This is a genomic window from Aquipuribacter hungaricus (assembly GCF_037860755.1).
Taxonomy (GTDB): domain Bacteria; phylum Actinomycetota; class Actinomycetes; order Actinomycetales; family JBBAYJ01; genus Aquipuribacter; species Aquipuribacter hungaricus.
The window spans coordinates 1-8,867 of record NZ_JBBEOI010000156.1 but is presented as its reverse complement, the minus strand read 5'-3'; the positions used below and the strand labels follow the sequence as shown (position 1 = coordinate 8,867).

General features: G+C 75.5%; 8 protein-coding genes. 6 read left to right on the top strand and 2 right to left on the bottom strand.

Translation table 11 applies throughout. The annotated features are described in order from the left end of the window. The 4 genes from WCS02_RS14380 to WCS02_RS14365 all read left to right on the top strand — a co-directional run. Positions 1 to 370, top strand: a 370-nt coding sequence (locus WCS02_RS14380) for a WYL domain-containing protein (protein ID WP_340294403.1), incomplete at its 5' end; no start/stop codon positions are given. Positions 371 to 425: 55 nt separating this feature from the next. Next, complete coding sequence (locus WCS02_RS14375; protein ID WP_340294401.1) at positions 426 to 1,208, top strand: hypothetical protein; 783 nt, start codon at positions 426 to 428, stop codon at positions 1,206 to 1,208. Positions 1,209 to 1,213: 5 nt separating this feature from the next. Next, positions 1,214 to 2,902: a DNA repair helicase XPB gene (locus tag WCS02_RS14370; RefSeq protein ID WP_340294399.1), complete on the top strand. Its 1,689-nt coding sequence runs from the start codon at positions 1,214 to 1,216 to the stop codon at positions 2,900 to 2,902. 26 nt (positions 2,903 to 2,928) lie between these two features. Beyond that, on the top strand, positions 2,929 to 3,360 hold the full coding sequence (locus tag WCS02_RS14365) for a hypothetical protein (protein WP_340294397.1): 432 nt from the start codon (positions 2,929 to 2,931) through the stop codon (positions 3,358 to 3,360). 281 nt (positions 3,361 to 3,641) lie between these two features. On the opposite strand, the gene WCS02_RS14360 is transcribed toward WCS02_RS14365, so the two are convergent. After that, positions 3,642 to 4,592: a hypothetical protein gene (locus WCS02_RS14360; RefSeq protein WP_340294395.1), complete on the bottom strand. Its 951-nt coding sequence runs from the start codon at positions 4,590 to 4,592 to the stop codon at positions 3,642 to 3,644. Positions 4,593 to 4,756: 164 nt separating this feature from the next. On the opposite strand from WCS02_RS14360, the gene WCS02_RS14355 reads away from it, so the two are divergent. Beyond that, positions 4,757 to 5,464 (top strand): response regulator transcription factor, encoded by a 708-nt coding sequence (locus tag WCS02_RS14355; protein WP_340294393.1) that lies wholly within the window; start codon positions 4,757 to 4,759, stop codon positions 5,462 to 5,464. Next, positions 5,457 to 7,103, top strand: a complete 1,647-nt coding sequence (locus WCS02_RS14350; RefSeq protein ID WP_340294391.1) for a sensor histidine kinase — start codon at positions 5,457 to 5,459, stop codon at positions 7,101 to 7,103. The genes WCS02_RS14355 and WCS02_RS14350 overlap by 8 nt, the downstream gene beginning before the upstream one ends. Positions 7,104 to 7,121: 18 nt before the next feature. Here WCS02_RS14350 and WCS02_RS14345 read toward each other — a convergent pair. Next, positions 7,122 to 8,867: ABC transporter ATP-binding protein (locus WCS02_RS14345; protein ID WP_340294389.1), on the bottom strand; the 1,746-nt coding region annotated here is incomplete at its 5' end.

Here is an 8,867-nt window from a genome sequence, read left to right as displayed (position 1 = left end):
CCGACGCGCGGCCGCGCGCCGGCGCCGCCCGGTGGCGGTGACCGCACCCCGCCCGCCGTCGGACGACGAGCTCGCCGAGGCGGTCGGCCGGTGGCGGCTGGCCGAGTCCGGGCCCCGCCCGGGCAGCGTCGAGCTGCCCTACCTGGACCCCCGGGTGAGCCTGGAGGTGCTCCGCGACGCCGTCAGCGCGCGGCGCCCGGTGTGGGTCGGCTACGTCGACGAGACCGGCCGCACGACCCGGCGCCTGCTCGACCCGCTCACCCTGGCCGGCGGCCGCCTGACCGCCGTCGAGGCGGGCCGGACCGGTCCCCGCACCTTCTCCGTGCACCGGGTCACCGGCGTGGCCGTCGTGCCCGAGGTGGAAGGATGACCGCCCACGAGGGCCGCCGGCCAGAGCCGTCCGCCCGCCCGAGGAGAGGACGACGATGAGCGACCACGACGACCGCCCGCAGGACGACGCCGGGGCCTCGCGCGCCTCCGACTCCCAGGACTCCGTCCTCGGCGGCTTCTCCTGGGACGACCCGGGCCAGACCCCTGCGTCGGCCGGCTCCGGGCGCGCCGGCTCGAGCGCCGTGGGCGGCGACGCCACCCCCGCCGCGTACCCGCCGGCCGCGCCGTACCCGCCCGCGCAGCCGCCGGCCGCCCCGTCGTCCTCCTCCTCGGACGACCCGTACGGCACCGGGTCCCCGTCCCGGGTCCCGCTCACCAAGCCGGGCGCGTCGCAGCCCGCCCCGCCCTCGGACGCCTCCGGCTACGCCGGCTCCCCCTCCGCCGGCTCTCCCTACGCCGCTCCCGAGCAGGGCTACGGCCAGCCGGGCGTGTCCCACCCGTACGGCCAGCAGCAGCCCTACGGGCAGGGCTACGGGCAGAGCGCGCAGTACACGTCGACCCCGCAGCCCTACGCCTACGGCCCGCCGCCGCTGTCGCCCGAGGCCGAGAAGGTCCGGTCGAGCGCGATCCTCTGGACGGTCCTCAACGGCGTCGCGATCTTCCTGTGCGGCAACCTGCTGTCGATCGTCGGCGTCATCCTCGCCGCGGTCGCCATCGGCAAGACCCGGGACGACGTCCAGGGCGCCCGGTCCTTCGTCCGCTGGTCGTGGATCCTGCTCGCGGTGGGGTTCGCCTTCTGGCTGCTGCTGATCATCGGCTACGTGGTGTTCATCATCGTCCTGGGTCTCGGAACAGCGGGCCTCGGCAGCGGGTTCTGACCTACGTGACCGATGGCCCCCTGATCGTCCAGTCCGACCGGACCCTGCTGCTCGAGGTCGACCACCCCGACGCACCGGCGTGCCGGCGGGCGATCGCGCCGTTCGCGGAGCTGGAGCGGGCCCCGGAGCACGTCCACACCTACCGCCTCACCCCGCTCGGGCTGTGGAACGCCCGCGCGGCCGGGGTCGATGCCGAGCAGGTCGTCGACTCCCTGCTCACGTACTCTCGCTACGCGGTGCCGAACGCCCTGCTCGTGGACGTCGCCGAGACGATGTCCCGCTACGGCCGGCTGCAGCTGTCCAAGCACGAGGAGCACGGCCTCGTCCTCACCGCCCTCGACCAGCCGGTGCTGGAGGAGGTGCTGCGCAGCAAGAAGGTCATCCCGCTCGTCGGGGCCCGGGTGGCCGTCGACACCGTCGTCGTGCACCCGAGCGAGCGCGGCAACATCAAGCAGGTCCTGCTCAAGCTCGGCTGGCCGGCCGAGGACCTCGCGGGCTACGTCGACGGCGAGGCGCACGCCATGGACCTCGACCGCCACGACTCCGACGGCGGCGTCGCCTGGGACCTGCGCCCGTACCAGGCCGAGGCCGTCGACGGCTTCTGGCACGGCGGCTCCGGCGTGGTCGTGCTCCCCTGCGGCGCCGGCAAGACCCTGGTCGGTGCCGGCGCGATGGCCCGCGCCCAGGCGACGACCCTCATCCTCGTCACCAACACCGTCTCGGCGAGGCAGTGGAAGGACGAGCTCGTCCGCCGCACCACGCTCACCGAGGACGAGATCGGCGAGTACTCCGGCCAGCGCAAGGAGATCCGCCCCGTCACCATCGCCACCTACCAGGTGATGACGACCCGGCGGAAGGGCACGTACCCGCACCTGGAGCTGTTCGACGCCCGCGACTGGGGCCTGGTGATCTACGACGAGGTCCACCTGCTCCCCGCGCCGATCTTCCGGATGACCGCCGACCTGCAGGCCCGCCGCCGCCTGGGCCTCACCGCCACGCTGGTGCGCGAGGACGGCCGCGAGGGCGACGTGTTCTCCCTCATCGGGCCCAAGCGCTTCGACGCGCCCTGGAAGGACATCGAGAACCAGGGCTACATCGCGCCGGCGGACTGCGTCGAGGTGCGGGTGACCCTGCCCGAGGACGAGCGGCTGGTCTACGCGGTCGCCGAGCCCGACGAGCGCTACCGGCTGTGCGCGACCTCGGAGCAGAAGACCAAGGTCGTCGAGCAGCTCGTCGAGAAGCACCGCGGCGAGCCGACGCTGGTCATCGGGCAGTTCATCGACCAGCTCGACGACATCTCCGCGCGGATCGGCGCCCCGCTCATCAAGGGCGAGACGACGGTCAAGGAGCGCCAGCGGCTGTTCGACGCGTTCCGCTCCGGCGAGATCACGACGCTCGTGGTGAGCAAGGTCGCCAACTTCTCCATCGACCTGCCCGAGGCGGCCGTGGCCATCCAGGTGTCCGGCGCGTTCGGCTCCCGGCAGGAGGAGGCCCAGCGGCTCGGCCGCGTCCTGCGCCCCAAGGCCGACGGCCGCACCGCCCGGTTCTACGCCGTCGTCGCCCGCGACACCCAGGACCAGGAGTTCGCCCAGCACCGGCAGCGCTTCCTCGCCGAGCAGGGCTACGCCTACCGGATCGTGGACGCCGACGACCTGGCCGGCGGCGCCGCGGACGTCGCGGCCGCGCTCGACTGACCGCGCCGGCCGCGGACGGCTGAGCAGTGCCTGACGCCGCCTGGTGGGCGCAGCTGCTGCTCGTCGCGGCCGCGGCCCACACGGGCCTCGAGACCGTCGTCCACCTCGTCGTCTACCCGGCGCTGGCCCGGGTGTCCGGCTCCGACGACGGGCTCGCCGGGCACCAGGACCACATGCGGCGGATGAGCGTCGCCGTCGCCCCGGTGTACGGCCTGCTCGCCGTCGCCTCCGTCGGGATGGCGGCCGTCGACCCATCACCGTGGTCGCTCGCGGCGCTCGGGCTCGTGCTGGCCACCTTCGCCGTCACCGCCCTGGCCGCGGTCCCCGCCCACGAGGCCGTCCTCCGCGCCGCGGCCGCCGACCGCCCGCGCCTGCACCGCCGCCTCGCCCGCGCCGACCTGGCCCGCCTCGTGCTGTCCGTCGTGCTGCTGGGCGTGGCCTGGGCCTTGGCGCGGTGAGGGGGCGGGCGCCAGGAACGGCTCACTCCGAGCCCCCAGCGACCCAGACCCGCCGCCTCGCGACCACAATGACTCACTTCGAGCCGCGTATGACCAAGATCCGCCCGGCCGACGACCATAACGACTCACTCCGAGCCACAAGCGACCCAGAACCGGCCGAACAGCCACCACAAGGACTCACTCCGAGCCGCGGGCGGCCCAGAACCGCTGTCCCAGCCACCACAACGACTCACTCCGAGCCGCGGGCGGCCCAGAACCGCTGTCCCAGCCACCACAACGACTCACTCCGAGCCACCCGCAGCGCCGAGCCGAGGCTCGTTCCCTCGGGCGGCGGCGCGCAGGGCGGCGCGGACGGCCTGCGGGATGGTGAAGGGGTCGAGCGTGTCGCGCCAGGTGAAGCGCAGCAGCAGGTGGCCGCGCGCGGTCAACGCGTTGGCCCGGGTCCGGTCGCGGTGCAGCGCGTCCGGTGATCCGTGCACCCCGGCCCCGTCCGCCTCCACGAGGAGCCAGCCGGCCCCGCCCGGCAGCCGGTAGGCGAGGTCGGCCCGCCCGACGACTGCCCCGTGGTCGTCGCGCACGACGAGCTGCAGCTTGTCAGGCACGAGCCCTGCATCGACGCAGCGCAGGCGGACCCGGCTCTCGAGCACCGACTCCGCACGACCGTCGGCCAGGTCCCACAGGTCACGGACTGCCGCACCTCCCGGCCGGTGGGTGCAGGCCGTGCGGAGCGCGGGCAGGTCCGTCTCCGCGACCAGCCCTCGCCGGAGCGCCGCGTCGAGCATGGCCAGCGCCGCCGGCCGGTCCGCGCGCAGCACCAGGTCGACCAGGGTGCGGGCCGGCGTCGTCACCTGGATGCCCCGCAGCGTCACGACCTCGCGAGGCTCCAGGCGGAGCCGGTGGGCGACGAGGTCCGGGCGCGGGCGCAGCGGCCTGCCCGCGGCGACGACCACCTCCTCCGGTCCGTCCGGGACCCCGTCCATCCCGTGCAGGCGCGCCGCTGTCCGCCCGGCCACCACGGCGTCCGGGCAGGCGAGCGCCACCGCACGGGCAGCCACCCAGCCGGGGTTCGACCCCGCCCTCGCAGGGTCGACGAGCACCACCCCACGGCGCACCCGCAGCCACCGGCCCGCGTCGACATGGCCACGTTCGACGGCACGGCTGACGCGGCAGTCCCGCAGCTGCGCGGCTGTCAGCACCCCGTCCTGCTCCGCTGCCAGCACCCTGAGGTCCACCCCCGCACCCTGCCCGGCGCGGTGCGTGCCGCGAGAGGTCGAGGGCGCGCCTGTGGAGGACGACGGTCCGTACGCGGGTGCGCGCCCCACCTCGGACGGGCGCACGGCACCCGCCTACGGCCCGCGTCCAGGAACTTCCCAGGCTGGCGCGACATTGTCCGGGTGTGACCGCAGCCAGCCCCGCCCCGCGCCTGCTCGTCGTGGACGACGAGCCGTCGATCCGCGACCTGCTGAGCGCGTCGCTCCGGTTCGCGGGCTACGACGTCGCCACCGCCGCGGACGGCATCACCGCGCTGGCGCAGGCGGAGAAGCACCGGCCGCACCTGGTCGTGCTCGACGTGATGATGCCGGACATGGACGGCTTCGAGGTGACCCGCCGGCTGCGCGAGCGCGGCCGTGACGTCCCCGTGCTCTTCCTCACCGCGCGCGACGACGTCGAGGACAAGGTCACCGGGCTCACGGTCGGCGGCGACGACTACGTCACTAAACCCTTCAGCCTGGAGGAGGTCGTCGCCCGGATCCGGGCGGTGCTGCGGCGCACCGGCGCGGTCGACGACGACTCCACCAGCGTGCTGGCCTTCCACGACCTCGAGCTCGACGAGGACGCCCACGAGGTCCGGCGGGCGGGGCGGGTCGTCGACCTGTCGCCGACGGAGTTCAAGCTGCTGCGCTACCTGCTGCTCAACCCCAACCGGGTGCTGTCCAAGGCACAGATCCTCGACCACGTGTGGGACTACGACTTCGGCGGCGACGGCGCGATCGTCGAGTCCTACATCTCGTACCTGCGCCGCAAGATCGACGCCGACCTGCCGCCGCTCATCCACACCAAGCGGGGCGTCGGGTACGTGCTGCGCCTGCCGCCCGATGCCTGAGCCCGGCGGCACCGCCCCGGTCCCGCCCGCCCCGCCCCAGGGGGCTCGGCCCGGCTCCGGGGTCAGCCTGGAGCTGCGGCTCGTCCTCATCGTCGTGCTCGCGGTGACGGTGGCGACCATGGTCGTCGGCGCCGCCCTGGTCGTCGAGGAGCGCCGCCAGCTCGTCGAGCGGGTCGACGCCCAGCTCAGGGCCACGGCGCTGACCCTTGCGCAGGCGACCGCCGACGAGCTGGCCGGACCCGTCCAGGAGGGGCGCCGGGTCTCACTGGTCGCCGACATCCCCAGCGAGTACGTCGTCGTGGTCTTCGTGGAGTCCCGCGACACGACGGTCGAGGTGCGGCCGGTCGTCCGCAGCCGCGGGGGCATGCCCGCCGTCCCGGAGCTGTCGAGCAGCGAGGCCGCCGCCCGGGGCAGCGAGCCCTTCACGGTGGGCTCGCAGCAGGGCGTCGGGCGCTGGCGGGTGGTGTCGCTACCGACCGACAGCGGCGACGCGTCGGTGTCGGTCGCGCTCCCCCTCGACGCCGACGACGCCACCAAGCGCCTCAGCGTCGTCACCCTCGTCATCGGCAGCGCGGTCGTCGCGGTGGCCGCCCTGCTCGGCGGGGTGGCCGTGCGCCGGTCGTTGCGCCCGCTCACCGCGGTGGAGCACACGGCCGTCGCGATCGCCCGGGGCGAGCTGTCGGCGCGCGTGCCCGAGGGCGGCCAGGACACCGAGGTCGGCCGGCTCACCGGCGCGCTCAACGGCATGCTCGCCCGGATCGAGGACAGCATCCGCCAGCGCGAGGCCAGCCAGGACCGGATGCGGCGCTTCGTCGCCGACGCCTCGCACGAGCTGCGGACGCCGCTGGCGAGCATCCGCGGGTTCGCCGAGCTGCACCGGCAGGGCGCCGTGCCGCAGGACGAGGTCGCGCCCACGTTCGCCCGGATCGAGGCCGAGGCCCGGCGCCTGGGCGTCCTCGTCGACGACCTGCTGCTCCTGGCCAAGCTCGACGAGCAGCGCCCCGTGCAGCGCACCGACGTCGACCTGGCGGTGCTCGCGCTGGACGCCGGCGGCGACGTGCGCGCCCTCGACCCGACCCGCCGGGTGACGGTGCGCGCGCTCGACGGCAGCGGCGTCGCGCCCGTCCACGTGGTCGGCGACCCGGACCGCCTCCGCCAGGTGATCACCAACCTCGTGGGCAACGCCGTCCGGCACACCCCCCGCGGCACCCCGGTCGAGCTCGCGGTCGGTACGGCCCCCGGCCCGGCCGCGGTGCTCGAGGTCCGCGACCACGGCCCCGGCATCCCGGTGCAGGAGCGTGCCCGCGTGTTCGACCGGTTCTCCCGCCTGGACGCCTCCCGCCACCGCGGCACCGGCGGCACGGGTCTGGGGCTGTCGATCGTGGCGGCCGTCGTGGCCGGGCACGGCGGACGGGTCGAGGTGGACGACACCCCCGGCGGCGGCGCGACCTTCCGGGTGCTGCTGCCGGCCCCCGTGCCGTCCCCGACCGACCACGCCGCGACCGACCAGTCCGCGACCGACGAGGCGACGACCGACGGGGGGTCGGCCGGCGAGGCGCCGGCCGACCACGACACGGCCGACCAGGTGCCGGGTCCGGGCCCGACCGGGCAGCAGCCGCCCGCGCCGCACGCTCCGTGAGGGACCGCCCGGCAGCCCTCAGACGAGCAGCTGCCGGGCCGCCAGGTCCCGGTACAGCGGAGAGCTGTCGACCAGCTCGCGGTGGGTGCCCTCGGCGACGACCGCCCCGCCGTCCATGACGACGATCCGGTCGGCGTCCACCACGGTCGACAGCCGGTGGGCGATGACGAGCACGGTGGTGTCCGGGCCGATGGCGGCGACCGCGTCGGCGAGCGCCTGCTCGTTGCGGGCGTCCAGGCTCGACGTCGGCTCGTCGAGCAGCAGCAGCGCGGGCCGGGCGAGCAGCGCGCGGGCGATCGCCAGGCGCTGGCGCTGGCCGCCGGACAGCAGGATGCCGTCGTCGCCGACCTGGGTGTCCAGGCCGCGGTCGCCGCGCAGGAGCAGGTCGGACAGGTTGACCTGCGCGAGCACCGCCCGCAGCTCGTCGTCGTCGGCGGAGGGCCGCCCGAGCAGCAGGTTGTCGCGGATGGTGCCGGCCAGCGCCGGGGCGTCCTGCTCCACGTACGCCGTCGCGGCGCGCAGCTCGCGGCGGTCGAGGTCGCGGACGTCGTGCCCGCCGACGACCACGGCACCGGCGTCGGTGTCGTAGAACCGCTCGACCAGGGCGAGGACGGTCGACTTGCCGGCTCCGGAGGGGCCGACGATCGCCGTCCGGCGCCCGGCCGGGGCCGTGAACGTGGTGCCGACCAGCACCGGGGCACCCAGGCCGTCCGCGCTGTCAGGGTCGGGGTAGGAGAACGAGACGCCCTCCAGGCGCACCTCGACCGGCGCGTGCCCGAGCGCGCCCCGCACCCGCACCACGTCGGCGCCGGACTCCTCGGGCAGCGCGAGCACCTCCTCGATCCGGGCGAGCGCGCCGAGGCCGGTCTGGATCGCGGCGAACGCCGAGATGCCCTGCGCCAGCGGCTGCACGAGCAGGAACAGCAGGAGGACGAACGCGACGAGGTCGCCCACCGTGACCTGCCCGGAGGCGACGCGCACCCCGCCCACGCCGAGCACCGCGAGGAACGCCCCCTGCACCGCGATGGAGGCGACCGGCCCGAGGACGGCCTGCAGCCGGGCCAGCCGGAGCCCCGCGACGAACGCCCCGGTCGCGGACGCGCCGACGGTCTCGGACTCCCGCTCCTCGGCGCCGGCCGCGCGGATGGTGCGGACGCCGCCGAGCGACCGGTCGACGCCTGCCGTCATGACCCCGACGGCGGTCTGCGCGGCCAGCGACGCCGACCTGACCCGGCGGACGACGAGCAGCGCCCCGAGCATGCCCACGACGACGGCCGTGACCGTGACGCCCAGCAGGAGCGGGTCGACGACGGCCATGGCGACGAGCGCGCCGACGATGATGACGACGCCGGAGGCGAGGTCGACGAGCCCGCTGGTGACCACCGAGCGCAGCAGCGTGGTGTCCGCCCCTACCCGGGAGATGAGGTCGCCGCTGCTCCGGCGGTCGAGCTCGGCGACAGGCAGCCGCAGCAGCCGGTCGACGAGCCGGCGGCGGGTGCGCAGGACCACGGCCTCGCCGGTCCGCTGGAGCACGTAGGACTGGATCCCGGACAGGACCGCCGCCACGACGAGCGCGACGACGAGCCACACCGCCGGGGTGAGGACCGACGAGGCGGCCTCGATGGAGCCGATGACCTCGCGCACGAGCAGCGGCTGGGCGAGCGCGGCGGCGGCGTTGGCCAGACCCAGGACACCGGCCACCGCGAGGGCGCCGGTGTGCGGCCGCAGCTGCCGGCCCAGCACGCGCAGGTCGGCCCGCGCCCC

Bases quoted from the DNA above. Each gene is read 5' to 3' on its own strand.
- WCS02_RS14375 (WP_340294401.1), top strand. From the start codon at position 426: ATGAGCGACCACGACGACCGCCCGCAGGACGACGCCGGGGCCTCGCGC.
- WCS02_RS14350 (WP_340294391.1), top strand. From the start codon at position 5,457: ATGCCTGAGCCCGGCGGCACCGCCCCGGTCCCGCCCGCCCCGCCCCAG.